This is a genomic window from Amycolatopsis sp. NPDC021455, assembly GCF_040640995.1.
Taxonomy (GTDB): Bacteria; Actinomycetota; Actinomycetes; order Mycobacteriales; family Pseudonocardiaceae; genus Amycolatopsis.
The window spans coordinates 14,844-37,458 of sequence record NZ_JBFACT010000072.1 but is presented as its reverse complement, the minus strand read 5'-3'; the positions used below and the strand labels follow the sequence as shown (position 1 = coordinate 37,458).

Below are 22,615 nucleotides of genomic sequence, written 5' to 3'. Positions count from 1 at the left end.
CGTCTCCGCCGCGCCTGACGGCGCGCCTCGCTGAAGATCCGATCGCGCCGTACTTCCGGATGCCCCGCACCCGGAGGCGGTCGAACGACGACTATCCCCGGGTGCTCCATTCCGCAAGTCTGGAGTGCCTCCCTTGTCCCGCTCAATCCATGGCGGCCGCCACGAACTCGGCCAGAACTTCCTGTACCACCCCCCGACGATCGACCGGATCGTCCGGCTCGTGCGCGAGACGGACGGCCCGATCCTCGAGATCGGCGCCGGCGACGGGGCGATCACCCGGCGGCTCGCGACGCTCGGGCGTGACGTCCGGGCCGTCGACCTCGACGAACACCGCGTGCGCCGGCTCGGCCGCCGCCTTCCGTCGGTGTCCGTGGTCCACGGCGACGCCCTCCGGATCCCGCTGGACCGGCCGGTCGTCGTCGGCAACCTGCCGTTCCACCTCACCACGCCGCTCCTGCGGCGGCTCCTCGCCGCCGGCGGCTGGGCCGAGGCCGTCCTCCTCACGCAGTGGGAGGTGGCGCGCAAACGCGCCGGCGTCGGCGGGCGGACCATGCTGACCGCCCAGACCGCGCCCTGGTTCGACTTCACCCTGCACGGGCGCGTCCCGGCCGAGGCGTTCCGGCCGAAACCGGGCGTCGACGGCGGGCTGCTCACGATCTCCCGGAGGCGTTCGCCGCTCGTCGACCCGGCCGAGCGAGCCGGTTACGAGCAGTTCGTGCGCACGGTGTTCACCGGCCGCGGCCGGGGGATCGAGCAGATCCTCCCGAAACCGTGGCGTCCGGCGCTGAAGACCGCCGGGATCCCGCCGTCGGCCTTGCCGCGGGACCTCACCCCGCGGCAGTGGGCAGCGCTGTGGAACGGCTAGCGCGGCCGGCCGGGCACCCCGGGCCGCGTCTGCCACGGACGCGGCCCGTCCAACGGCCGGTACTCCACGCCCAGCGCGTCCAGCCGCGGCAGGTGGTGGTCCCGCAGGCGCGGCAGGAACTCCGCGTAGTCCCGCGGCCCGGAACTCCAAGCCACCTCGGCGAACGCCGAGAGCCGCGGGAAGGCCATGTAGTCGACCCGCCGGACGTCGTCCATGTGCTCGGTCCAGACCTGCGCCTGCACGCCCCGCAGCCGCGCGCCGGTCAGCGCCGGCTCGTACGCGTAGACGTCCTCCAGTGTGTGCACCATGCCGACCGGGATCGGTTCGCCGGGATCCGCGGACTGCCGGTGGTCCAGGTATACGTGCTGCTCCGGGCACATCACCACGTCGTGTCCCGCGGACGCCGCCCGGAGGCCCGCATCTTCGTCGCGCCAGGCGCCGATCACCATCGGCGGCAGCCCGTCGATGTCGAGGACCTCGTCCCAGCCCATCGGCGTCCGGCCGCGCGCCACCAGGTGCCCGGCCAGCCGGCGGACGAACGCGCGGTGCTCGTCGGTCGCGCCCGGTGTCTCGTCGCCGCCCAGAGCGATCACCGGGGACGGGAAGATGTCGAGCAGGTGGTCGAACACCTGCCGGAAGAAGTCCAGTGTGGACTCGGTCGGGGAAAGCAGCGAAGTGCTGATACCCCAGGAAGTCCACACTTCGTAGGACGACGAAGTCCCCAGGGCGGGGTAAGCCGCCAGCGCGGCCCGCGCGTGGCCGGGGACGTCGATCTCCGGCACCACCGTGATCGCCCGCGAAGCCGCGTAGGCGACGATCTCCCGCAGGTCGTCGCCCGTGTAGAACCCGCCGTGCGGACGACCGTCCTGTTCGCCTCCGCTGCCCGCCATCGACGACGGCCGCCAGCCGCCCACCGACGTCAGCCGCGGGAACGCCGGGACCTCGAACCGCCAGCCCTGGTCGTCGGTGAGGTGCAGGTTGAGCACGTTCAGCTTGTGCGCCGCGAGCAGGTCGACGAACCGGAGCACCTCGGCCTTCGTCCGGAAGTGCCGGGCGACGTCCAGCAGGCACCCGCGCCACCCGAACCGCGGGTGGTCCTCGACGACCCCGCACGGCAGCGGCTCCGGCGCGAATCCGGCGATCCGGAACGCGGACGGCCCGGCCAGCTGCCGCAACGTCTCGCGGCCGTGGTGCTCCCCGGCAGGATCGGCCGCCTCCAAAACCACTCCTGACGGCGAGATCGAGAGCCGATAGCCCTCCGGCGGCAGGTCGGCGGATCGGACGTCCACAGTGGACGGCCAGGGGCACGAACCCTCGGCGGGCGTCACCGAAACCGGGCGGGGGAGCAGCGTGTCGAAACCCATGTCAGCCCTTCACGGCGCCGGCCGTGCCCGACACCAGCCGTCGTTGGACCAGGACGAAGAACACCAGCACCGGGATCGTCATGAGCGTCGAAGCGGCCATCACCGCACCCCAGTCGGTGTCCTCCGGTTTGAAGAACACCAGGATCGCCTGCGGCAGCGTCTGGTTCTCGGTCTTGGAGATGATGAACGTCTTGGCGAAGAGGAAGTCGTTCCAGGCGTGGATGAACGCGAGCACGCTCACCGCGACCAGCCCGGGCGCGACCAGCGGAAACAGGATCTGCCAGGTGAACCGCATCCGGGACGCGCCGTCGAGCGTCGCCGCCTCTTCCAGTTCCACCGGCACCGCGGCGACGAACCCGCGCAGCATCCAGATCGCGAACGGCAGGCTGAACGCCAGGTGCACCAGCACCAGCGAGCCCAGCTCGTTGAGGCCCAGCGCCGGCACCGCGCCGCCGAGGGACCGCATCAGGAAGAACAGCGGGATGGTCAGCGCCTCCACCGGCACCATCTGGGCGACGAGCGTCATCACCAGCAGCACGGTCCGGCCCTTGAAGGAAAACCGCGTCAGGGCCACCGCCGAGAGGAACGACAGCAGCAGCGACAACACGACGACGACCAGCGCCACGACCAGGCTGTTGACGAAGAACCGCCCGAAGCCCGAGACCGTGAGGACACGCGAGAAGCTGTCGAACGACGGGTGGAACGTCCACGGCTTCGGGTCCGCCGACTGGATCTCGCCCGCCGGCTTCACCGCCGACAGCAGCATCCAATAGAGCGGGAAGGCGACGATCCCGGCGATCACGACCGTGACGACCTCGGCGACCAGCCGGCCGGGACGGTTCACAGCCATGCCGCGCTCCGGCGCTGCGTCCGGACGTACAGCCCGGTGACCGAAAGCAGCAACAGCGTCATGACGACTCCGATCGCCGAGCCCAGGCCGTACTCCTGCCCGGCGAAGGCCTGTTGGTAGGCGTAGACGTTGAGCACGAGGTTGCGCCCGGCGACGCCCCCGCCGTTGGTCATCACGTAGATCTGCGTGAAGACCTTGAAGTCCCAGATGATCGACTGCACGGTCGCGATCATGAGCAGCGGCCGCACCATCGGCAGCACGATGGTCCACGTCGTGCGCCACGTCGAAGCGCCGTCGAGCGACGCCGCTTCGAGCACCTCGTCCGGGATGCCCTTGATCCCGGCGTACATCGTGACCAGCACGAACGGGAACGAGCACCAGATCACCTCGGCCGCGACCAGCCCGAACGCGCCGAGCGTGCCGAAGGTCCACGAGTGGTGCTCGAAGGGCAGCCCGACGCCCGACAGCACCTCGTTGACCAGGCCGAAGTCGGTGTCGAAGAGGAACAGCCAGACGTAGGAGCCCGCGATCGCCGGCGTCGACCAGGCGCCCAGAGCGGCCAGGAACAGCAGCATCCGGGGGAGCGAGCGCACCCGGCTCGCCAGGACGGCCAGCCCGGTGCCGACGACGAGCGACCCGAGGACGCAGGCCGCGGCGAACCCGATCGTTTTGCCGAGCACCGTCCAGAACTGCGCCTGGGACAGCAGGTCGGTGTAGTTCGCGAAGCCGAGGAACACCAGCGGGGCGTTGCCCGCGGCCTGCGGCTGGCCGTAGTCGTAGAACGAGATCAGGACCAGCTGGTAGATCGGGTAGGCCAGCAGCGCGGCGAGCAGGACGCCCGCCGGGGCGAGGTAGAGCGCGGCGGCCCGGCCGTCCCGCCGCCGCTTCTTCCGTGTTCTCGGTGGCACGACGACGGGACGGACCTGCTGGGCCACCACTAGCCGAAGGCCTTGTCCATCGCGGCGGCCGCGTCGGCCAGGGCCGCCGCCGGGTCCTTCCCGCCGGTCGCGATCTGCTGGACGGCCGTCGGCAGCACGTTCTGGCTGTCGATCTTCGACCACCCCGGGGTCGCCGGGACGAACTTCGTGCCCGCCTTGAGCGTCTCGACGAACGGCTTGAGGAACGGATCGTTCGCCGCGAGCTTCTGCTGCACGCTGCTCAACGTCGGCAGGTTGCCCATCGCGGTGTACATCTTCTCCTGGTACTTGGCGCCGCCGAGCAGTTCGGCGAACTCCAGCGCCAGGCTGCGGTGCTTGCTCGCCTTGAACACGCCGAGCAGGTTGCCGCCCGCGAACGCCGGGGCGATACTGCCCGCCGTGGTGCCGGGCAGCGGCACGACGGCGTACTTGCCCTTCACCGCGCCCTGTTCGACGGCTTTGCGGTTGAAGTCGCCGCCGATCGTCATCCCGGCCTTGCCGCCCGCGAACGCCGTGACGCTCTGCGTGCCGGTCAGGTTCGCGCACTGCGCGGGCGGGCAGATGTCGTCCTTGAGCAGGCTCGCGTACTGCGTCACGCCGGCCTTGGCCTGGTCACCGGTGACCGTCGACTTCCACTTGTCCCCGTTCTGCTGCGCCAGCTCACCGCCGTTGGCCCAGAGGAAGGGCAGCATCGCGTAGGTGTACTTGCCGCCGACGGCGACGCCGTAGAGGTCCGGCTTGGCGGCGCGGATCCGGCGGGCGGTGTCGGTCAGCTCGGCAAGCGTCGCGGGCGGCTTGAGGCCCAGTTCGGTGAAGACGTCGGTGCGGTAGTACAGCGCGCGGACGCCGGTGTACCAGGGCAGGCCGTAGGTCTTGCCGCCGGACTTGGCCGTCTCCAGCACGGTGGGGATGAGGTCCTTGCCCTCGCTCCACGACGCGAGGTCGCCGGTCAGGTCGGCGAGCGCGCCGGTGGCGGCGTAGTTCGAGACGTCGGTGTTGCCGAACTCGGCGACGTCCGGTGCGTTGGCCGGGTCGTTGAAGGCGCCGGAGAACTTGTCGGCGCGGCCTTCGACGGGCACCCACTGGACGTCGACCTCGACGCCCTGGTGCGCCGCCTTGAACTCGGCGATCGCGTCCTTGACCGCCGCCTCCTTCGGCGCGCGGTTGGCCTCGTCGAACAGCCAGACGCGGACGGTGCCGGTCTTCTCGTCCCCGCCGGCGCCCGCGGGCGCGGACTGGGTGGGGGCGCAGCCGGCGAGCAGGGCCAGCCCGGCGACGACGGGCAGGATGCGGCGCAGTCTCATGGTGAACCTCACGAGGCGAAGTAGACGGAGTTGACACTGCCGACGGCGAGCTGGCCCGCGACGGCGCCGGGCAGGCCGGTGGCCGGGTCGCGCGGCAGCCAGGTGACGGTGCCGGAGCGCTGGTTCGAGACGTAGAACCAGCTTTCGGACGGGTCGAGGGCCACGTGCCGAGGCCAGTTCCCGCCGGTGGGCACAGTGGACACGAGCTTGACCGTGCCGCCGTCGGGCGACACCGAGAACGACGCGATCGTGTTCGGCCCGCGCACCGTGGCGTGGAGCAGTTTCGCGTCGCGGGCCACGAGGATCTCGCCCGGGAACCGGTCGCCCGTGGTGCCGGGCGGCACCGCCGGCACCACCGAGAGCGCTTTCAGCTTGCCGGCGGCGGCGTCCCAGCTCGCCACGGTGATCTCCGCGCGCAGCTCCTGCAGGATGTAGGCGAACCGCCCGTTCGGGTGGAACGCGAGGTGCCGCGGCCCGGCCCCGGACGGCAGCTTCAGCTGCTGGTGCAGCGAAAGCTTCCCGGCGGTGAATCCGTAGACGTACACCGAGTCAGCGCCCAGGTCTACCGCCAGCACCCAACGGCCGGTCGGGTCGTTGACGACCTGGTGGGCGTGAGCCTGCCCGGAGTCGGCGTGGTGGGTCACCAGGTCGGTGGCCGCGCCGAGCTTCCCGCCGCCGAGGATCGGCAGCACGACGACGCTGCCCGAACTGTAGTTCGCGGCCAGCACGTACTTCCCGCTCGAATGCACCGAAAGGTGCGTCGGCGCGCCGCCCTTCGACGAAACCTTGTTGATCAGCTTCGGTTTCGCGGGGTCGGCGATGTTCAGCGCCGAGACGTACCCGTCCGGGTCGCCTTCGTTGGTGACGTACAGCGTCCTGCCGTCGGCGCTGCGGTCGAACCACGACGTGTCGGTGATGCCCGGCACCGTGCGGACGGGGTTCAGCGCGGCGCCGGACCGGGTCGTGACGTCGAGCCCGTGCCCGGTCGCCCCGCTGGTGTAACTGCCGATGTACACGGTTCCTCCGGCGAAGCAGCCTTTCGGCGTGGTGGCGGCCGACGCGAGCCGGCTGCCGAGCACGGTGGCAGCGCCGGCGCCGGCCGCGGCGCCGAGGAACGTGCGGCGGGAAAGTCCGGTCATCGTCTTTGTCTCCCAACGGGTTTCGGCGGTGACGGGCTCCAGTATGGTCTAGACCACGGCCATGAGCAATGCCGAAACCCCGAATCCCGAAAGGGAAAGCACGGTTTCCAGCGCGGTCCAGGACTTGATCGTCTGCGGAACCGTGAGGTTGAAGTACCGCGAAACGATCCAGAACCCGCCGTCGTTGACGTGCGAGGCGATGATCGACCCGGCCGAGATCGCCATCACCAGCAGGGCCAGCTGGATCTGCGAATACCCGAGCTGGGCCACGGTCGGCGCGATGATCCCGCTCGTGGTCACGATGGCGACGGTGGCCGAGCCCTGCGCGATCCGCATGCCGCAGCTGATGACGTACGCCGCGAGCAGCACCGGCAGCCCGGCGTCGTGCAGCGAGTCGGCCACCGCCTTGCCGATCCCGGTCGCCGAAAGCACCGCGCCGAAGAACGCGCCCGCGCCGACGACCAGCAGGATCATCGCCACCGGCCGCAGCGACTTCGCGGCCAGCTCGTTGAGGTCCTTGCCGGTGAACCCGCGCCGCAGCCCCAGCAGCCAGGACGCGAGCAGCACGGCGACGGTCAGCGCGACCGCCGGAGTCCCGATGAACGCGGCGACACCGGCGAGCGCGGACCCCTTCGGCAGCCAGATGCTGCCGAACGTGCCGGCCAGGATCAGCACCAGCGGCACCGCGATGATCGCGGCGACCAGCCCCAGCGACGGCGGGTTTTCCTCCTTTTCGCCCTCTTCCTCGGCGAAGACCATGTCTTCGGGCACGGCGACGTCGATGCGCTTGCCGATCCACGTCGAGTAGAGCACGCCGCCGACGAGGAACGCGGGGATGCCGCAGGCCAGGCCCATCAGGATGATCCAGCCGAGCTCGACGTGCAGCAGCCCGGCGGCGGCCACCGGCCCCGGGTGCGGCGGCAGGAAGGCGTGCGTGATCGACAGGCCGGCCAGCAGTGGCATCGCGTACAGCACGAGCGAGCGGCCGCCCTGCTTCGCGGCGACGTAGACCAGCGGCGCGAGCACGAAGATGCCGATGTCGAAGAACACCGGGATGCCGAAAACGAACCCGGCGACACCCATGGCGAGGGGCGCCCGCTTCTCGCCGAACGACCGCAGCAGCGCGCCGGTGAGCACCTTCGCGCCGCCCGAGCGTTCCAGGATCGACCCGAGGATCGTGCCGAGGCCGATGATCGCCGTGATGTGCCCGAGGATGCTGCCGAACCCCTTTTCCAGCAGGGAGTCCGACGCCTTCTGCGCCGACCCGACGATGGTGCCGACCGGCAGGCCCGCGGCCAGTGCGGTGAGCAGGCCGACGACGATCAGCGCGATGAAGGGTTCCAGCTTGAGCTTGATGATCAGCACGAGCAGGACGGCGATCGAGACGGCGGCGAGCGTCAGCAGCCCGCCCGTGGTGTGTTGCAGCCAGTGGATCATCGGGCTCTCCCGGGGTTGCGCAGGGAACGGCCGGCGAGGGCGCCGGTGGGACGGCCGTCGTCGAGGGCGGCGACGCCGTTGACGAAGACGTGGGTGAGGCCCGTGGCGGGTTGCCGCGGGTCCTCGAAGGTGGCGGTGTCGGTGATCGTTTCGGGGTCGAACAGCACCAGGTCGGCGGCGTACCCGGCGCGGACGAGCCCGCGGTCGGTCAGCCGCAGCCGCCGTGCGGCCCGCCCGGTCAGGTGGGCGACGCATTCGGCGAGGTCCAGCACGCCCAGTTCGCGGACGTACCGGGCGAGGTAGCGGGGGAACGTGCCCCAGGCGCGCGGGTGCGGCCGGGCGCCGACGAGGAGGCCGTCGCTGCCGCCGGTGTGCGTCCGGTGCCGCATGATGGCCTGGACGTTTTCCTCGTGCCCGACGTGCATCAGGCACGACGTCCCGAGCCGCTCGTCGAGCAGGGTGTCGAAGTACAGCCTGGCCGGTTCGGTGCCTCGGGTGTGCGCCGAAGCGGCGACGCTGTGCCCGACGAGGTGGGCGTTGCGCTCGTTGCGGACGCCGTTGATTTCGATGGCGTCCCAGTCGATCGGGACGCCGTGGGCACCGTCCGAACCGGACTCCTCGATCGCCGCGCGGATCCGCTCGCGTTCGTCCACATCGGACAAGCGGGCCAGCGTGGCGTCGAGGCCGCCTTCGGTGGCCCAGCTCGGCAGCAGCGCCGAAAGGTAGGTCGCGCCCGGCAGGTACGGGTAGGTGTCCAGGGAGATGTCGCAGCCGTCGTCGAGCGCGTCGTCGAGGAGCTTCAGCAGGTCGGGGGCCTTGCCCTTGTTGACCGAGAAGTTCATCGTCGCGTGGGCCAGGTGCAGCGGGCAGCCGGACTGCCTGCTCACCTCGATCATCTCGGCGAACGCTTCCAGCGCGCCCTTGCCGTAGCTGCGGTGGTGCGGGCTGTAGAACCCGCCCAGCTCGCCGACGACCCGGCACAGCTCGACCAGCTCGCTCGTCTCCGCGTACATCCCGGGCGTGTAGGTGAGGCCGGACGACATCCCCATCGCCCCTTCGGCCAGCCCGGTGGCGACGAGTTCCTTCATCCGGTCCAGCTCGGCGTCCGTGGCCGGGCGGTCGTCCCAGCCGACGGCGAGCATCCGGACCGTGCCCTGCGGCACCAGATAGGCGGCGTTGACGGCGATGCCCCGGTCGAGGCGGTCGAGGTACTCGCCGACCGAGCGCCAGTTCCAGTCGAACCCCGCCGGGTCGTCGTTCCAGCCCGCGAGCTGTTGCCGTAGCGCCTCCAGCACGACGTCGTCGACGGGCGCGTACGACAGCCCGTCCTGGCCGAGGACCTCGGTCGTCACGCCCTGGGTGATCTTGGCCGGGTGCTCCGGGTTGGCCAGCAGCTGCAGGTCGGAGTGCGAATGCATGTCGATGAACCCGGGCGCGAGCACCAGTCCGTCGGCGTCGATGCTCCGGCGCCCGGACAGCGAGCCAGGCTCGGCGATTTCGGCGATCTTCTCGCCGGTGACGCCGACGTCGTGCCGGGCGAGCGCGCCGCCGGTGCCGTCGGCGACCAGCGCGTTCCGGATGACGACGTCCATCAGAACCACGTCCGGACGTAGTCGACGACGGTTTCGCCGTCGGCCGCGGTCACCGGCAGCAGGGGCCACTTGTCGAACACCGTGCACGGGTGGGAGAGGCCGAGCCCGACCCAGTCGCCGACCTCGACCGGAGAACCCGGGGGCAGGGTGAGGAACGCGTGCTGGTCGTTCATCTTCGCGACGATGTGCCCTTCGAGCGGCTCGGCGGGCCCGCGCGGGGTCCGGCGCAGTTGCGGCTCGGGCATGCCCTCGTCGAAGGACGCGTCGCGCTTGCCGATGGTCAGCAGCGCGAGGGTGTCCGACGGCTTCGACGTCACCTGCGCCCAGGCCCGCAGCGCCGGCCGGAACGAGTCGACGCCCTCGATGCGCGGGTGGTCGCCGAGCGGGGAGATCTCGCGGTAGAAGCCGTCGTCGTGGGTGAGGTAGGCGCCGCTGCGCAGCACGGGCAGCACGTCGAGGCCGTCCGGCCACGGTTTCGTGAGCTCGTTCGCGACCTGGTCGAAGTACGCGCTGCCGCCGGCGGTGACGATGATCTGTCCCTCGAGGAGTCCCTTGCCGGCAAGGGAGATGGCGAGGTCGCGCAGACCGTCCACATAGGAGCTGATCTTGGTGAGCGCGGCTTCGTCGGTGTCGTGCGACAACGCACCCTCGTAGCCACCGGTGCCCCGCAGGCGCAGCACCGGGCTCGCGTGCACCGCTTCGGCGATCGCCAGCGCGGTCGCGGTGTCGCGGACGCCGGTGCGGCCCCCGTCGGCGCCCAGCTCGACCAGGACGTCGACCGGGCGTTCGGCACCTTCGAGGGCTTCGGTCATCAGCTCCACGCCGCGGACCGAGTCGACCCAGCAGACGAACTCGAACGCCGGATCCGCCGCCAGCTCGCCGGCCAGCCAGCGCAGGCCCGACGGGTCGAGGAGCTGGTTGGCCAGCAGGATCCGGGACACGCCGAAGGCGCGGTAGATCCGGAGGTGGCCGGCGTTCGCGCAGGTCACGCCCCACGCGCCGTGCTCGATCTGGCGGGCGAACAGCTGGGGTGCCATGGTCGTCTTGCCGTGCGGGGCGAGGACCACGCCGCGGGCGAGGCACCACGCGGCCATCGTCCGCAGGTTGTGCTCGAGGGCTTCGTCGTCGAGGACGACGAAGGGGCCGAAGAACCCGTCGGTGAACAGGTTGAGCCGGCGGTCCGCGGCTTCGTCCAGGGTGAGCCCGGCCAGCGCGGGCGCGGCGGAGCGGAAACGCCAGTCGATCCGCTCCCGGCGGAGCGCGTCGAGCGCGGCTGGGTCCATCAGGCAAGGCTTCATCGGCGGCGACCTCTGTTGCGTATGTTGCAACGACTGTTGCGCATTTTGAGTGCCATAGGTGTAGCATCCGGGTCGCCACAGGTCAACGGGGTGACGGACAGGGGAGACGGAAAGTGACGAGCGGGCCCGAGGTGCTGTGTATCGGCGAGTCGATGGCGCTGTTCGTGCCCGCCGAACCCGGCCCGCCGGACGAGGTGAAGCACTGGACGCGCACGATCGGCGGCGCCGAGTCGAACGTGGCCTGCAACCTGCCGACGCTGGGGGTCCGCAGCGGCTGGGTGAGCGCGGTCGGGGACGACCCGTTCGGCCGCGCGATGCTGCGCGAGGTCGCTTCGCACGGCGTCGACGTCAGCGCGTGTTCGGTCGACCCGCTGCGCCCGACCGGGCTCTACGTCAAGGAGAGCGGCGCGGGCGGCAGTCCGGTGCGCTACTACCGGACCGGCTCGGCGGCGTCCGGGATGGGGCCGTCGCTGCTCGAGCGGCTCGACCTCGGCGGCGTCCGCGTGCTGCACCTGTCGGGGATCACGCCCGCGCTGTCGGACAGCTGCCTCGCGCTGGTGCGCGCGCTCTTGGCCATGCCCCGCGGCGACCGGCTGATCTCGTTCGACGTCAACCTGCGGCCCGCGCTCTGGCTGGGCCGGGATCCCGGCCTGCTCGCCGAACTGGCGGGTCAGGCGGACATCGTCCTGACCGGCGACGACGAGGCTCAGCACGTCTGGGGGACCGGCGACCCGGCGAAGCTGCGGGCCCTGCTGCCGGGGCCGCGCACGCTCGTCGTCAAGCACGGCGAGCGCGGCGCGACGCTGGTCGAGGGTGAGCCGTTGTTCGCGCCCGCGCTGAAGGTCGACGTCGTCGAGCCGGTCGGGGCGGGCGACGCGTTCGCCGCCGGATTCCTGGCCGCGACGCTGCGTGGCGCCACACCGCTGGAACGGCTGCGGCAGGGACACCTGCAGGCCGCCGTCACCCTGCTCACGCACGACGACGTCGGGGTGCCGCTGCCGCGCGAGGTCGTGGATACCCTGCTGCACGCGGACCCGGACGAGTGGCGTTCGGCGCGGCTGACCGGAGAGGGCGTGGTGTGGAAGTGAGGGAGCTTGCGACCGAACCATTCAACACTGCGTCTTCGGCGAATGGCGCACCGAGCGTCAGCGAGGTGGGCGCATGAGTCAGAGCTTGGACCGCGCGCTGACGTTGCTGACCTCGATCGCGCAGGACGCGCGGACCCTCGACGACCTCGCCGACGAGATCGGCGTGCACAAGTCGACGGTGCTGCGGCTGCTGCGCACCCTCGAACAGCACCACTTCGTCCGGCGCGAAGGCGCCCGGTACTACCGGCTGGGCAGCGCCATGTTCGACCTCGCCAACCAGGCCTTGGACTCCTTCGACGTCCGGCGCAGCGCCCATCCCGCGTTGGCGGCGCTCAACGCGCGCACCGGGCACACCGTGCACCTGGCCAGCTACGAGGACGGCGAAGTCGTCTACATCGACAAGTTCGAAGGCCGGCACTCGGTGCGGATGTACTCGCGCATCGGCAAGCGCGCGCCGCTGCACTGCACCGCGGTGGGGAAGGTGCTGGTCGCGGCGATGCCTGTGGCCCGCCGCGAGGAGATCGCGCGGTCGATCGAGTACCCGGTGCGGACGCCGAACACAATCACCACGCCCGAGGCCTACCTGGCGGAGCTGGAGCGCGTCGCCGAGCGTGGGTACGCCGTCGACAACGCCGAGCACGAAGACTTCATCCACTGCATCGCGGCGCCGGTGCGGGGGACCGGCGGCGAAGTCCTCGCCGCCGCGTCGATGTCGGTGCCGAAGGTGCTGCTCGACTACGACGGCCTGCTGGCGCTGGTGCCCGAGCTGCGGGCCGCCACGAAGGAAGCTTCCGTCCACAGTGGATGGACGGAGAACGGAAAGGGGCACTGATGAGCAAGACGGCAGTTTCCACCGAGAACGCGCCGAAGCCGCCGGCGAAGTTCTCGCAGGCCGTCCGCAAGGGGAACCTGCTGCAGGTCGCCGGCCAGGTCGCCTTCGACCCGGCGACCGGCGCGATCGTCGGCGACGACGTCGCGGGCCAGACCCGGCAGACGTTCAAGAACATCGAGGCCGTGCTGGCCGAAGCGGGCTCGAGCCTCGCCGACGCGATCATGGTCCGCGTGTACCTGACCGACACGGCCCACTTCGCGCCGTTCAACGAGGTCTACGACGAGCTGATCGGCGACGCGCCGCAGCCCGCCCGCACGACCGTGTACGTCGGCCTGCCGGGCGAGCTGCTCGTCGAGATCGACGTGCTCTGCGTGCTGGACTGACCCCGTGCCGGGCGGTCAGCCCAGGACGCTCGTGTAGCCGTTCAGGGCTGGCTGCCCGCCGAGGTGGGCGTAGAGGACGTTCGAGTCGCGGGCGATCTCGCCGCGGCCGACGAGGTCCATCAGCCCGGCCATCGACTTGCCCTCGTACACCGGGTCGGTGATCATCCCTTCCAGCCGGGCGCAGGTCTCGATGGCGTCCACAGTGGACTCATCCGGGATGCCGTAGATCCCGGCGTGGTAGCGGTCGTCGAGTTCGACGTCGGGGATCTCGCCGGCGCCGATCAGCTCGGCGGTGTTGCGGGCGATGCGCGTGACCTGCTCGAGGGTCTCGGCCGGCTTGGCGGAGGCGTCGATCCCGAGGATCCGGCGCTGCTTGCCGAGCGCGGTCCCGGCGACCATCCCGGCCTGCGTGCTGCCGGTGACCGAGCAGACGATCACGGTGTCGAAGAAGACGCCGAGCTCTTCCTCCTGTTTCTCCAGTTCGACGATCCAGTTCGCGAAGCCGAGTCCGCCGAGCCGGTGGTCGGAGGCGCCGGCGGGGATGGCGTACGGCTTCCCGCCCTGCTCTTCGATCTCGGCGACCGCGTTCTCCCACGTCTCCTTGAAGCCGATGCCGAAGCCGGCTTCGACGAGCCGGACGTCGGCGCCGAGGATCCGCGAGAGCTGGATGTTGCCGACCTTGTCGTAGAGCGGGTCGTGCCAGTCGACCCAGCTTTCCTGCACGAGCACGGCCTTCAGCCCGGCGCGCGCCGCGGCGGCCGCGACCTGCCGGGTGTGGTTGGACTGGACGCCGCCGATGGAGACGAGCGTGTCGGCGCCCTGGGCGAGCGCGTCGGCGACGAGGTACTCCAGCTTGCGGGTCTTGTTCCCGCCGTAGGCGAGGCCCGAGTTCACGTCCTCGCGCTTGGCCCAGATCTTCGCGCCGCCGAGGTGCTCGGTGAGCCGGTCGAGCGGGTGCACCGGCGACGGCCCGAACAGCAGCGGGAAGCGCGGGAAGTCGGCGAGGGTCATCGGTCCTCCAGGAGGTCGGTCCAGATGGTGGAAATCACTTCGACGGCGGTTTCGGCGTCGTTTTTCTCGAGGGCGTCGATGAGCCGCGTGTGGCGCTCGACGGAGTTCCAGGCGAGCGCGGAGCTGAACCGGGCGTGCTCCAGCCGGCGCAGCAGGGGCGTGTAGCGGTCGAGGGTCGCGGCGACGGCGGCGTTCCCGGCGAGGCGCACGGGGATGTCGTGCAGTTCGTCGTCCGCTTTCACGGCGGCGGCGACATCACCGGCTTCGATGGCTTCGGCGAACCGGTCGTTGGCGCCCCGCATGGCGGTGACGTCAGCCGGGCGGCACCGCGGCGCGGCCTGCCGGACGGCGAAGTCGTGCAGCACCCGGACGATCTCCCGGGCGTCGAGGACATCGCGCGACATCACGTCGGAGACGCGGGTGTAGCTCTGCGGTTTGGAGTCGACCAGCCCTTCTTCGGCCAGGCGGCGCAGAGCTTCGCGGACGGGGGCTTTCGAGAGACCGAGCTGGTCGGCGAGATCGCCGTCGCGCAGCGAAGCGCCGGGCGGCAGTGTCCCGTCGACGATGGCCTGGCGGATGCGGTCATACGCCTCGTCCCGCAGGAGTGGGCGAGTGACCTTGGAGAGACTCACATCTAACATGTTAGATGTCGGTGGCTGGCTTGGCCAGCCGGTTCCGTCACAGGTGGTTGCTCGGTCGCTTGCGGTTGTCCACAGGCTGCTCGTGATGTGGACAAGTCCCCTGGTGGTCCCCGTCTTCTCCGGCTTTTCGTCCGGCGCTCCCGATACGCTGGACCCGGGGGGCGCCCCCGCGGGCCCGGGTTCGGCAAAGTCGATCGCTCCTGCTGTATTCCGTAGTGGAAGCGGGTTGCGCCGGGGATGTGAGCCTTGGCCAATGAACAGCTCGGAAATCCACCACCCCGAAGCCCGATTGTGACTACTGCCGGCAGTACCGCGTCAAGGCGGGAAAGCGTGCCTTGACCCGGCACTGCCGGCCGTGTTCTGGCTTCGTATCGGGGTTGCGGGGAGGCCTGGGTGATCCAGGGCAAGTCATGCCTCAGCGTGCGGTTCGCGCCGGTTCGGCATCTTGCGATGGGGGGCGCTGCGCCTTTGCCGGAACCTGGCCCGCGGGGATGTTGTGGGCGGGTCGGAGCCGCGGTCAGTAGACCGGGCCGGTGTACTTCTCGCCGGGGCCCTGGCCGGGCTCGTCCGGCACGGCCGAAGCCTCGCGGAATGCCTTCTGCAGCGACTGCAGACCGTCGCGCAACGGCCCCGCGTGCAGGCCCAGGTACTCCGCCGAGGCCGTCACCAGCCCGGCCAGCGCCGTGATCAGGCGGCGCGCTTCGTCGAGGTCGCGGTGCGGGGAGGTGGCCGGGTCGGCGTCGGCGAGGCCGAGTCGTTCGGCGCCCGCCGACAGCAGCATGACCGCGGCGCGGCTGATCACCTCCACGCTGGGGATGTCCTCCAGGTGGCGGGCTTCGGGGGAATACGGGGGCTGTTGCGAAGGTTGTTCCGACACGTCTGGTACCCTTCCACGAGCGACCAGCCCCCGAGCGATCGGGGGCGGCAAGTGGAGCCCCGCTCCCACCCGCGTCACCGTACAGGTGGCCGGGTCCGGTCTCGCCCGGACGTGCAGTCAGGGTGAAGAAGTGCCCTTCGGGGCACGATCGGAACAGAGTGGGCCCCGCGCACCGAACGGTGTCGGGGCCTTCGCTATGTGGGCACCAGGTCGAACGAGAACAGGAAACATTCCTCGGACCAAGGAGGCCCCATCAGCTCCGAGACACGCATCAACGACCGAATCCGGGTGCCGGAGGTCCGACTCGTCGGTCCCGCCGGCGAACAGGTCGGCATCGTCCGGATCGAGGATGCGCTGCGCCTGGCGCAGGAGAACGATCTCGACCTCGTCGAGGTCGCGCCGCAGGCCCGCCCGCCGGTCTGCAAGCTCATGGACTTCGGCAAGTACAAGTACGAGAGCGCGCAGAAGGCCCGTGAGTCGCGGCGCAACCAGCAGCTGACCGTCATCAAGGAACAGAAGCTGCGCCCCAAGATCGACCAGCACGACTACGAGACCAAGAAGGGTCACGTGTCGCGGTTCCTGGCGGCGGGCAACAAGGTCAAGGTCACGATCATGTTCCGTGGTCGCGAGCAGTCCCGGCCGGAGCTCGGCTTCCGGCTGCTGCAGAAGCTCGCCGACGACGTGACCGAGCTGGGCTTCGTCGAGTCGTCGCCCAAGCAGGACGGTCGGAACATGATCATGGTGCTGGCCCCGCACAAGAACGTGAAGCCGAAGGCGAAGGCCGAGCAGGCCCCCGAGGCGTAAGCGCCGACCAGCACGAGTCAGCGGCTCACCGGAATTCCGGTGAGCCGCCGCACGAAAGAGGACTGAAATGCCGAAGATGAAGACCCACAGCGGGACGTCCAAGCGCATCCGCAAGACGGGTTCGGGCAAGCTGCGCCGCCAGATGACCGGCCGGCGCCACCGCATGGAGAAGAAGTCCAGCCGCGTGACCCGCCGTCTCGAGGGCACCACCGAGGTGTCGAAGACCGAGGTCGGCCGCGTCAAGCGCCTGCTCGGCATCTGATCCCGCAGAACTTGCTGTAACCACCCGGGGCGTTCCCCCTTCGCCCCCTGAGATCGACAGGATGGACCCGTGGCACGCGTCAAGCGGGCGGTCAACGCCCAGAAGAAGCGTCGCGCAACTCTCGAACTGGCCAGCGGCTACCGCGGCCAGCGTTCGCGGCTGTACCGCAAGGCCAAGGAGCAGACGCTTCACTCGCTCAACTACGCCTACCGGGACCGCCGTGCCCGCAAGGGTGACTTCCGCCAGCTGTGGATCACCCGCATCAACGCGGCCGCCCGCGCCAACGGCGTGACCTACAACCGGTTCATCCAGGGCATCAAGGCCGCGGGTGTCGAGGTCGACCGCAAGATCCTCGCGGACCTGGCCGTCAACGACGCCGCCGCCTTCACCGCGCTGGCCGAGCTCGCCAAGGCCAACGTCAACACCGGCGAAGCGAAGTCGGCCTGACCGGCAGCTTTCCCCGACCCGGGGTGGAGCCGTTCACCGAACGGACCCCCCGGGTCGTTGCTGCGCGCAAGCTGACGCGGCGCGCGGAACGCGACAAGACCGGCCGGTTCCTGGCCGAGGGCGCCAACGCCGTCGAGGCCGCATTGGCCGACGGTGAGGTGCACGAACTGTTCGTCACCGCGCGCGCGTCCGCGCAGCACGCGGACCTGGTGGACGCGGCCCGCGCGGCCGGCGTCGGAGTCTCGCCGATCACCGACCGCGCCGCGGACGGGCTGAGCGAAACCGTGACGCCCCAGGGCATCGTGGCCGTCTGCGCGCTGCTGGACCGCCCCCTCGAAGAAGCCGTGACCCCGGCCGCCAAGCTCGTGGTGGTGCTGGTGGACGTCGCCGACCCCGGCAACGCGGGCACGGTGATCCGCGTCGCCGACGCGGCGGGCGCCGACGCGGTGGTCCTCGCGGGCGACACGGTCGACCCCCACAACGGCAAGTGCGTCCGCGCGGCCGCCGGCAGCCTGTTCCACCTGCCGATCGCGCGCGTCCGCGACGTCCCCGCGGCCCTGGCGGCCTGCTCGGCCGCCGGTTTGCGGACGTTCGCCGCCCACGGCTACGCCGACGCCGAACTCGATCGGGTGGATCTCGCCGCGCCGACGGCGTGGGTGTTCGGCAACGAAGCCCACGGCCTGCCGCCCGACGTCCTCGAGCGGACCGATCTCGCCGTCCGGATTCCCCTGTACGGCCGGGCCGAGAGCCTGAACCTCGCCACCGCGGCGGCCGTCTGCGTCTACACGAGCGCGATGGCGGCGCGGCGCTGACCAGCGAGTAGGCTGCCGCGATATCCTTGGTGGCCGAAATTGGGGGGTTTCATGGGCAGGCTTGCTCGTGCCTGTGCGTTGTTCGTCGCTTCGTTCCGGGTGCTTCGCGCCCACAAGGGCCTGGCGTGGTTCCCGGTGCTCGCCGGGATCGCCGGGCTGCTGGTCGCCGCGGCGTTCCTCACCCCGGCGTTCTTCACGGCCCACGTGCAGACCGGCGGCGTCCGGCCCAGCGTCGGCACGTACGTGCTGCTCGGGGCGTTCTACCTCGTTTCGGCGTTCGTCACGATCTTCTTCAACGCCGCCCTGATCTCCCAGGCGGACGTCGCGCTGCGCGGCGACGGCGGCGTGCCGGGCGTCGGCGCGGGGCTGGCCGCGGCGAGCCGTCGCTGGCCGGCGCTGCTCGGCTGGGCCGGGCTCAGCGCGACCGTCAGCCTGGTCATGCGGACCCTGGAGGAGCGGCTCGGCTTCCTCGGCAGCATCGTCAGCGGCCTGATCGGCCTGGCCTGGCGGCTCACCACGTTCCTCGTGCTGCCGGTCGTCATGCTCGAAGGCACCGGAGTCCGCGACAGCGTCAAGCGCTCGGTCGAGCTGTTCCGCCGCGCCTGGGGCGAGAACGTCGCCGGCACCGCGGGCCTGGGCCTGATCGGGTTCCTGCTCACCCTGACCGGGTACGTCGTGTTCCTCGGGGCGGGCTTCCTGCTCGGCGGCACGGCCACCGTGTTCGTCGCGGTCGGGCTGGCGATCGTCTGGACCCTGCTGGTGGCGGTCTTCACCACGACTTTGTCCGGCATCTACCAGACCGCGCTGTACCGCTACGCGGCCGACGGCGTCGTGCCCGGCGAGTTCGCGTCGATCGACTTCTCGGAGGCGTTCCGCACGCGCTGACCGGGCGTCCGCGCGCCCCCGGGGCGACCGGGGGCGCGCGGAGCCGATCCCATAGACTTTTCCCGCCTTTGACCTCTCGCGTGCCGTGTGCGGCGGTGCGTGAACGACCAGTCCCAGCGGACGCCGAGGAGTTATGTCCGGAGCCACGGAGAAGGAAGCCCAGAGCGCGGTGCTCGCCCCCGAGACGCTGCAGGAGGCGGTCAAGGCCGCCGAAGCGGCGTTCGCCGCCGCGACCGGGCTCGAAGCGCTGGCCGAGGTCAAGCCGGCTCACCTCGGCGACCACGCGCCGCTGCTGCTGGCCCGCCGCGAGATCGGCGCCCTGCCCAAGCAGGAGAAGGCCGAGGCGGGCAAGCGCGTCAACGAGGCCCGGCAGGCCGTCCAGTCGGCCTTCGACAAGCGCCGCGCCGAGCTCCAGGTGGAGCGCGACGAGCGCGTGCTGCGCGAAGAGGCCGTCGACGTCACCCTGCCGTGGGACCGCGTCCCGCGGGGCGCCCGGCACCCGATCAGCACCGTCTCCGAACGCGTCGCGGACGCCTTCGTCGCGATGGGCTACGAGGTCGCCGAGGGCCCCGAGCTCGAAGCCGAGTGGTTCAACTTCGACGCGCTGAACTTCGGCAAGGACCACCCGGCCCGCCAGCTGCAGGACACCTTCTACGTCGGCGAAGAGGACTCCGGCCTGGTGCTGCGCACGCACACCTCGCCGGTGCAGGCCCGCACGCTGCTGCACCGCGACCTGCCGGTGTACGTCGTCTGCCCGGGCCGGACGTACCGCACCGACGAGCTGGACTCGACGCACACGCCGGTGTTCACCCAGGTCGAGGGCCTGGCGGTGGACAAGGGCATCACCATGGCGCACCTCAAGGGCACGCTCGACGCCTTCGCCCGCGCGATGTTCGGCGAGAACTCGAAGACGCGGCTGCGCCCGCACTTCTTCCCCTTCACCGAGCCGTCCGCCGAGGTGGACGTCTGGTTCGAGGAGAAGAAGGGCGGCCCCGGCTGGGTCGAGTGGGGCGGCTGCGGCATGGTCAACCCGAACGTGCTGCGCGCCTGCGGCGTCGACCCCGACGTGTACTCGGGCTTCGCCTTCGGCATGGGCATCGAGCGCACCCTGCAGTTCCGCAACGGGATCCCGGACATGCGCGACATGGTGGAGGGCGACGTCCGCTTCACCCTTCCCTTCGGAACGGAGGCGTAGTGCGAGTCCCAGTCAGCTGGCTGACCGAACACCTCGAGCTCGCTGAGGAGGTCACGCCGCAGGACCTGGCCGACGCGTTCGTCCGGATCGGCATCGAGGTCGACGACCTGAGCGAACTCGGGCCCGTGACCGGGCCCCTGGTCGTCGGCCGGGTGGCCGAGATCGAAGAGCTCACCGAGTTCAAGAAGCCGGTCCGGTTCTGCCGCGTCGACGTCGGCGAGCCCACCGACGAATCCGACCTCGACGAGCTGGACGACGACGAGGAAGAAGACGAGGACGACGACGCCGGCGAGCTCGACGAGGGCCCGCACGGCATCAAGACCCGCGGCATCATCTGCGGTGCGCGCAACTTCGCCGAGGGCGACCTGGTCGTCGTCGCGCTGCCCGGCGCCGTCCTGCCCGGCGACTTCGCCATCGCCTCCCGCAAGACCTACGGCCGGATCAGCGACGGCATGATCTGCTCGGCGCGCGAGCTCGGCCTCGGCGACGACCACACCGGGATCCTCGTGCTGCCGCCGGGCACCGCGAGCCCGGGTGACGACGCGAGCGAGCTGCTCGGCCTCGGCGACACGGTGATCGAGCTCGCCCCGACCCCGGACCGCGGCTACGCGCTGTCGATCCGCGGCCTGGCGCGCGAGCTGTCGAACGCGCTGGACGTGCCCTTCGGCGACCCGGCCCTGCTGGAGGTCCCGGCGGCCGAAGGCGACGCCTGGCCGGTCCGCGTCGAGGACCCGGAAGGCTGCCCGCGGTTCGTGCTGCGCCGGGTCACCGGCCTGGACGCGACGGCGCCGACCCCGTGGTGGATGCGGCGGCGGCTGATGCTGGCCGGCATCCGGTCCATCTCCCTGGCCGTGGACGTCACGAACTACGTGATGCTCGAGCTCGGGCACCCCCTGCACGCGTTCGCCACCAAGGCCATCCAGGGCGACCTGGTGGTGCGCCGGGCGGCGCCGGGCGAGAAACTGACCACTTTGGACGATGTCGAGCGCGCGCTCGACCCGGACGACATCGTGATCGCCGACGACAGCGGGGTCATCTCGCTGGCGGGCACGATGGGTGGCGCGAGCACCGAGATCACGACGGAGAGCACCGACGTCCTGCTCGAGGCGGCGCACTGGAACCCGGCCGCGATCAGCCGCACGGCACGCCGGCACAAGCTGTTCTCCGAGGCCGCCAAGCGGTTCGAGCGGTTCACCGACCCGCAGCTGTGCGCGGCCGCCGTCGAGCTGGCCGCTCGCCTGCTGCGCCAGTACGGCGACGCCGCCATCCAGCCCGGCCGCACCGACGAGGGCGTGGTCGAGCCGAACCCGGCGGTCGTGATGCCGATCAACCTGCCCGACAAGGTCGCGGGCGTGAACTACCAGCGCGGGGTGACCGTCCGCCGGCTCACCCAGATCGGCTGCAAGGTCTCGGTCGGCACGGGCGACGACGGCACCGGCCTGGTCACCGCCGTCCCGCCGAGCTGGCGCGGCGACCTGCGCCAGCCGGCCGACCTCGTCGAAGAGGTGCTGCGGTTGGAGGGCTACGACAGCATCCCGTCGACGCTGCCCGCCGCCCCGGCGGGCCGCGGCCTGACCGACGCCCAGCGGCGCAGTCGCAACGTCGCCCGCGCGCTGGCCGAAGCGGGGTACGTCGAGGTGCGGCCGTTCCCGTTCGTCGGCGACGCGGTGTGGGACGCCTTCGGCCTGCCCGCCGACGACGTCCGCCGCAACACCGTCGTGGTGCGCAACCCGCTGGAGGCCGACCGCAACCGGATGGCCACCACGCTGCTGCCCGGCCTGCTCGACACGCTGCAGCGCAACGTCTCGCGCGGGATGAAGGACGTCTCGCTGTTCCACATCGGCCAGGTGGTGCTGCCCGCGCCGAACCCGCTGAAGGTGCCGGACCTCGGCGTCGACCGGCGGCCGACGGACGAGGAGCTGGCCCTGCTGGAAGCGGCCGTGCCGCAGCAGCCGCTGCACGTCGCCGTGGTGCTCGCCGGTCACCGGCGCCGCCCCGGCTGGTGGGGCGAAGGCGAGCCGGCGAGCTGGGCCGACGCGGTGCAGGCCGCCCGGACGGTCGCCGAGGCCGCCGGGGTCGAGCTGACCGTGCAGGCCACCGACCTGCCGCCGTGGCACCCGGGCCGCTGCGCCCAGCTGCGGGTGGGCGACTGGCCGGTCGGCCACGCCGGCGAGCTGCACCCGAAGGTGGTGGAGGCCCTCGGCCTGCCGCCGCGGACGGTCGCCATGGAGCTGGACCTGGAGGCGATCCCGCTGCCGGATTCGCGTCCGGCGCCCAGTGTGTCCGGCTACCCGCCGGTGCTGCTCGACGTCGCCCTGGTGGCGGCGGCGGACGTCCCGTCGGCGGACCTCGCCGCGGTGCTGCGCGCCGGGGCGGGCGAGCTGCTGGAGGACATCACGCTGTTCGACGTCTACGCGGGCGAGCAGGTCGGCGAGGGCAAGCGGTCGCTGGCCTACAAGCTGCGGTTCCGCGCGGCGGACCGCACCCTGACGGTGGACGAGGCGACAAAGGCCCGCGACGCGGCGATCGCGGCGGCGGGCGAGCGGTACAACGCAACTCTCCGCGCCTGACCGGTCCCCGGTCCCTCCGGCCCAACGCCGGCGGGACCGGGG

The 22,615-nt window shown here is 71.1% G+C and carries 22 protein-coding genes; 11 read left to right on the top strand and 11 right to left on the bottom strand.

The annotated features are described in order from the left end of the window. The first annotated feature begins 133 nt into the window (after positions 1 to 133). Entirely contained in the window at positions 134 to 865 is a 732-nt protein-coding gene (gene erm / locus AB0G28_RS41740) for a 23S ribosomal RNA methyltransferase Erm (RefSeq protein WP_361102953.1), read from the top strand. On the opposite strand, the gene AB0G28_RS41735 is transcribed toward erm, so the two are convergent. From AB0G28_RS41735 to AB0G28_RS41700, 8 genes are read right to left on the bottom strand one after another with little or no spacing between them, the layout of a single operon-like run. Next, on the bottom strand, positions 862 to 2,229 hold the full coding sequence (locus AB0G28_RS41735; RefSeq protein WP_361102951.1) for a beta-N-acetylhexosaminidase: 1,368 nt from the start codon (positions 2,227 to 2,229) through the stop codon (positions 862 to 864). The genes erm and AB0G28_RS41735 overlap by 4 nt on opposite strands. A gap of 1 nt (position 2,230) precedes the next feature. Then, a complete protein-coding gene (locus tag AB0G28_RS41730) occupies positions 2,231 to 3,079 on the bottom strand; it encodes a carbohydrate ABC transporter permease (protein ID WP_361102949.1) in 849 nt (282 codons plus the stop codon). Beyond that, positions 3,070 to 4,017 (bottom strand): sugar ABC transporter permease, encoded by a 948-nt coding sequence (locus AB0G28_RS41725; RefSeq protein ID WP_361102947.1) that lies wholly within the window; start codon positions 4,015 to 4,017, stop codon positions 3,070 to 3,072. Before AB0G28_RS41725 ends, AB0G28_RS41730 begins: the two co-directional genes overlap by 10 nt. After that, positions 4,017 to 5,300 carry an extracellular solute-binding protein gene (locus AB0G28_RS41720; protein ID WP_361102945.1) on the bottom strand — a complete coding sequence of 428 codons (1,284 nt, stop codon included), beginning with the start codon at positions 5,298 to 5,300 and terminating at the stop codon, positions 4,017 to 4,019. Before AB0G28_RS41720 ends, AB0G28_RS41725 begins: the two co-directional genes overlap by 1 nt. A gap of 8 nt (positions 5,301 to 5,308) precedes the next feature. Beyond that, positions 5,309 to 6,439, bottom strand: a complete 1,131-nt coding sequence (locus AB0G28_RS41715) for a lactonase family protein (RefSeq protein WP_361102943.1) — start codon at positions 6,437 to 6,439, stop codon at positions 5,309 to 5,311. A 48-nt stretch (positions 6,440 to 6,487) separates the two neighbouring features. Then, a complete protein-coding gene (locus tag AB0G28_RS41710; RefSeq protein WP_361102941.1) occupies positions 6,488 to 7,876 on the bottom strand; it encodes a gluconate:H+ symporter in 1,389 nt (462 codons plus the stop codon). Beyond that, entirely contained in the window at positions 7,873 to 9,468 is a 1,596-nt protein-coding gene (locus AB0G28_RS41705) for a D-aminoacylase (protein ID WP_361102939.1), read from the bottom strand. Before AB0G28_RS41705 ends, AB0G28_RS41710 begins: the two co-directional genes overlap by 4 nt. Further along, positions 9,468 to 10,766 (bottom strand): amino acid deaminase, encoded by a 1,299-nt coding sequence (locus AB0G28_RS41700; RefSeq protein WP_361102937.1) that lies wholly within the window; start codon positions 10,764 to 10,766, stop codon positions 9,468 to 9,470. Before AB0G28_RS41700 ends, AB0G28_RS41705 begins: the two co-directional genes overlap by 1 nt. 113 nt (positions 10,767 to 10,879) lie before the next feature. On the opposite strand from AB0G28_RS41700, the gene AB0G28_RS41695 reads away from it, so the two are divergent. The 3 genes from AB0G28_RS41695 (at position 10,880) to AB0G28_RS41685 (ending at position 13,069) form a co-directional block, all read left to right on the top strand. Next, the gene (locus tag AB0G28_RS41695; RefSeq protein WP_361102935.1) at positions 10,880 to 11,854 is read left to right on the top strand and encodes a sugar kinase; all 975 of its coding nucleotides are present in this window, start codon (positions 10,880 to 10,882) and stop codon (positions 11,852 to 11,854) included. A 73-nt stretch (positions 11,855 to 11,927) separates the two neighbouring features. Beyond that, complete coding sequence (locus tag AB0G28_RS41690) at positions 11,928 to 12,686, top strand: IclR family transcriptional regulator (protein WP_361102933.1); 759 nt, start codon at positions 11,928 to 11,930, stop codon at positions 12,684 to 12,686. After that, the gene (locus AB0G28_RS41685) at positions 12,686 to 13,069 is read left to right on the top strand and encodes a RidA family protein (RefSeq protein WP_043780269.1); all 384 of its coding nucleotides are present in this window, start codon (positions 12,686 to 12,688) and stop codon (positions 13,067 to 13,069) included. Before AB0G28_RS41690 ends, AB0G28_RS41685 begins: the two co-directional genes overlap by 1 nt. 15 nt (positions 13,070 to 13,084) lie before the next feature. On the opposite strand, the gene AB0G28_RS41680 is transcribed toward AB0G28_RS41685, so the two are convergent. The 3 genes from AB0G28_RS41680 to AB0G28_RS41670 all read right to left on the bottom strand — a co-directional run bounded on the left by AB0G28_RS41680 (position 13,085) and on the right by AB0G28_RS41670 (position 15,598). Beyond that, a complete protein-coding gene (locus tag AB0G28_RS41680; protein WP_361102931.1) occupies positions 13,085 to 14,080 on the bottom strand; it encodes a 1-aminocyclopropane-1-carboxylate deaminase in 996 nt (331 codons plus the stop codon). Continuing rightward, the gene (locus AB0G28_RS41675; protein ID WP_361102929.1) at positions 14,077 to 14,721 is read right to left on the bottom strand and encodes a GntR family transcriptional regulator; all 645 of its coding nucleotides are present in this window, start codon (positions 14,719 to 14,721) and stop codon (positions 14,077 to 14,079) included. The genes AB0G28_RS41680 and AB0G28_RS41675 overlap by 4 nt, the downstream gene beginning before the upstream one ends. Positions 14,722 to 15,238: 517 nt before the next feature. Continuing rightward, positions 15,239 to 15,598, bottom strand: a complete 360-nt coding sequence (locus AB0G28_RS41670; RefSeq protein ID WP_361102927.1) for a DUF1844 domain-containing protein — start codon at positions 15,596 to 15,598, stop codon at positions 15,239 to 15,241. A 198-nt stretch (positions 15,599 to 15,796) separates the two neighbouring features. On the opposite strand from AB0G28_RS41670, the gene infC reads away from it, so the two are divergent. The 7 genes from infC to pheT all read left to right on the top strand — a co-directional run bounded on the left by infC (position 15,797) and on the right by pheT (position 22,573). Then, positions 15,797 to 16,402, top strand: coding sequence for a translation initiation factor IF-3 (gene infC, locus AB0G28_RS41665; protein ID WP_361102925.1), 606 nt, complete (start codon positions 15,797 to 15,799; stop codon positions 16,400 to 16,402). Between the two features lie 67 nt (positions 16,403 to 16,469). Further along, entirely contained in the window at positions 16,470 to 16,664 is a 195-nt protein-coding gene (gene rpmI / locus AB0G28_RS41660; RefSeq protein ID WP_361102923.1) for a 50S ribosomal protein L35, read from the top strand. Between the two features lie 69 nt (positions 16,665 to 16,733). Continuing rightward, the gene (gene rplT, locus AB0G28_RS41655) at positions 16,734 to 17,111 is read left to right on the top strand and encodes a 50S ribosomal protein L20 (RefSeq protein ID WP_004559056.1); all 378 of its coding nucleotides are present in this window, start codon (positions 16,734 to 16,736) and stop codon (positions 17,109 to 17,111) included. A gap of 23 nt (positions 17,112 to 17,134) precedes the next feature. Next, entirely contained in the window at positions 17,135 to 17,923 is a 789-nt protein-coding gene (locus AB0G28_RS41650; protein ID WP_361102921.1) for an RNA methyltransferase, read from the top strand. A 51-nt stretch (positions 17,924 to 17,974) separates the two neighbouring features. Beyond that, the gene (locus AB0G28_RS41645) at positions 17,975 to 18,808 is read left to right on the top strand and encodes a DUF6159 family protein (protein ID WP_361102919.1); all 834 of its coding nucleotides are present in this window, start codon (positions 17,975 to 17,977) and stop codon (positions 18,806 to 18,808) included. A gap of 133 nt (positions 18,809 to 18,941) precedes the next feature. Beyond that, positions 18,942 to 20,003, top strand: a complete 1,062-nt coding sequence (pheS, locus tag AB0G28_RS41640; RefSeq protein ID WP_361102917.1) for a phenylalanine--tRNA ligase subunit alpha — start codon at positions 18,942 to 18,944, stop codon at positions 20,001 to 20,003. Further along, positions 20,003 to 22,573, top strand: a complete 2,571-nt coding sequence (gene pheT / locus AB0G28_RS41635) for a phenylalanine--tRNA ligase subunit beta (protein WP_361102915.1) — start codon at positions 20,003 to 20,005, stop codon at positions 22,571 to 22,573. The genes pheS and pheT overlap by 1 nt, the downstream gene beginning before the upstream one ends. Positions 22,574 to 22,615 lie beyond the last annotated feature (42 nt).

What these genes read in the sequence shown, in the direction of transcription:
- AB0G28_RS41680 (WP_361102931.1), bottom strand. Translation starts at nt 14,080, where the DNA reads ATGACCCTCGCCGACTTCCCGCGCTTCCCGCTGCTGTTCGGGCCGTCG.
- AB0G28_RS41690 (WP_361102933.1), top strand. Translation starts at nt 11,928, where the DNA reads ATGAGTCAGAGCTTGGACCGCGCGCTGACGTTGCTGACCTCGATCGCG.
- pheS (WP_361102917.1), top strand. Translation starts at nt 18,942, where the DNA reads ATGTCCGGAGCCACGGAGAAGGAAGCCCAGAGCGCGGTGCTCGCCCCC.
- rpmI (WP_361102923.1), top strand. Translation starts at nt 16,470, where the DNA reads ATGCCGAAGATGAAGACCCACAGCGGGACGTCCAAGCGCATCCGCAAG.
- AB0G28_RS41715 (WP_361102943.1), bottom strand. Translation starts at nt 6,439, where the DNA reads ATGACCGGACTTTCCCGCCGCACGTTCCTCGGCGCCGCGGCCGGCGCC.
- AB0G28_RS41720 (WP_361102945.1), bottom strand. Translation starts at nt 5,300, where the DNA reads ATGAGACTGCGCCGCATCCTGCCCGTCGTCGCCGGGCTGGCCCTGCTC.
- AB0G28_RS41700 (WP_361102937.1), bottom strand. Translation starts at nt 10,766, where the DNA reads ATGAAGCCTTGCCTGATGGACCCAGCCGCGCTCGACGCGCTCCGCCGG.
- AB0G28_RS41710 (WP_361102941.1), bottom strand. Translation starts at nt 7,876, where the DNA reads ATGATCCACTGGCTGCAACACACCACGGGCGGGCTGCTGACGCTCGCC.
- AB0G28_RS41735 (WP_361102951.1), bottom strand. Translation starts at nt 2,229, where the DNA reads ATGGGTTTCGACACGCTGCTCCCCCGCCCGGTTTCGGTGACGCCCGCC.
- AB0G28_RS41645 (WP_361102919.1), top strand. Translation starts at nt 17,975, where the DNA reads ATGGGCAGGCTTGCTCGTGCCTGTGCGTTGTTCGTCGCTTCGTTCCGG.
- AB0G28_RS41675 (WP_361102929.1), bottom strand. Translation starts at nt 14,721, where the DNA reads ATGTTAGATGTGAGTCTCTCCAAGGTCACTCGCCCACTCCTGCGGGAC.
- AB0G28_RS41730 (WP_361102949.1), bottom strand. Translation starts at nt 3,079, where the DNA reads ATGGCTGTGAACCGTCCCGGCCGGCTGGTCGCCGAGGTCGTCACGGTC.
- AB0G28_RS41705 (WP_361102939.1), bottom strand. Translation starts at nt 9,468, where the DNA reads ATGGACGTCGTCATCCGGAACGCGCTGGTCGCCGACGGCACCGGCGGC.
- AB0G28_RS41685 (WP_043780269.1), top strand. Translation starts at nt 12,686, where the DNA reads ATGAGCAAGACGGCAGTTTCCACCGAGAACGCGCCGAAGCCGCCGGCG.